Raw genomic sequence first — 689 nt, 5'->3', positions numbered from 1 at the left:
CGGGCCTGGTCGCAGGTGGTTGAAAAGCTTTGGCTTCGCGGAATGGGAGGCGCCGGGCTTGCGGCTGGCTATCTCGCCGGTTTGCGACGCGAAGGGGCGTCCGCGTCGCTGAGGGAGAAGTCTTGAGGCGGGTTCAGCGGCGCGTGTCGCCTGCAGGCCAGCCGAGATCCTTGCGCAGATCGAAGGGCAGGGCCTCCAGGGCGGCCTGCTCGAGACGATGGCGGCGGTGCTCGGCGACCGCTTGGGCGAGACGGTTCAGTTTCGCCGCGAGGTGGCCGGCCATGGCCTTTGCCGTTGCACCCAGCATGGAGGCCGGGGAGGCGGTTCTGATCTCGGGGGTAACACTGCAAACCATGGTCATGGTCGTTTTCCTTCGTGGCTCGGTGGCCCTCTCTTCATCCGTTGTCTGAGGCCGGTTTCTGATATCGCGCAGTCTCAATCATCAATCAAACGAATGTTTCTGATGTTTATCATTCTGAAAACTGATAAATTGGCGATGGCGTGTCAGGCCGAGATCATCGCGCAGGGCGGGGCCGAGTGGCGCGAGCATGCGGCATGCGGCGGCATGCATGTCGCGGCGGCGGGATGCCTCCTGAAGTGTGGCCAAGGTCAGCTGAAGGGTCTGGAGCGGGTTGCGAAACATGGCGTGTCATCCTCCTTTCTGATCGAGTGAGAGGAAGGATGCGCCC

At 62.7% G+C, this 689-nt stretch carries 2 protein-coding genes; one reads left to right on the top strand and one right to left on the bottom strand.

Going from position 1 to position 689, the window contains the following annotated elements:
* Positions 1–133 precede the first annotated feature (133 nt).
* Positions 134–361, bottom strand: a complete 228-nt coding sequence (locus CXR03_RS18890; RefSeq protein WP_104105053.1) for a hypothetical protein — start codon at positions 359–361, stop codon at positions 134–136.
* Between the two features lie 102 nt (positions 362–463).
* On the opposite strand from CXR03_RS18890, the gene CXR03_RS18885 reads away from it, so the two are divergent.
* Positions 464–673, top strand: a complete 210-nt coding sequence (locus CXR03_RS18885; RefSeq protein WP_104105052.1) for a hypothetical protein — start codon at positions 464–466, stop codon at positions 671–673.
* Positions 674–689 lie beyond the last annotated feature (16 nt).

It is taken from the genome of Arthrobacter sp. 08Y14 (genome assembly GCF_002929455.1).
Taxonomy (GTDB): Bacteria; Actinomycetota; Actinomycetes; order Actinomycetales; family Micrococcaceae; genus Arthrobacter_B; species Arthrobacter_B sunyaminii.
This window is presented reverse-complemented; position numbering and strand designations above follow the sequence as displayed.

Coding starts and splice junctions, on each gene's coding strand:
- CXR03_RS18885 (WP_104105052.1), top strand. CDS start 464: ATGTTTATCATTCTGAAAACTGATAAATTGGCGATGGCGTGTCAGGCC.
- CXR03_RS18890 (WP_104105053.1), bottom strand. CDS start 361: ATGACCATGGTTTGCAGTGTTACCCCCGAGATCAGAACCGCCTCCCCG.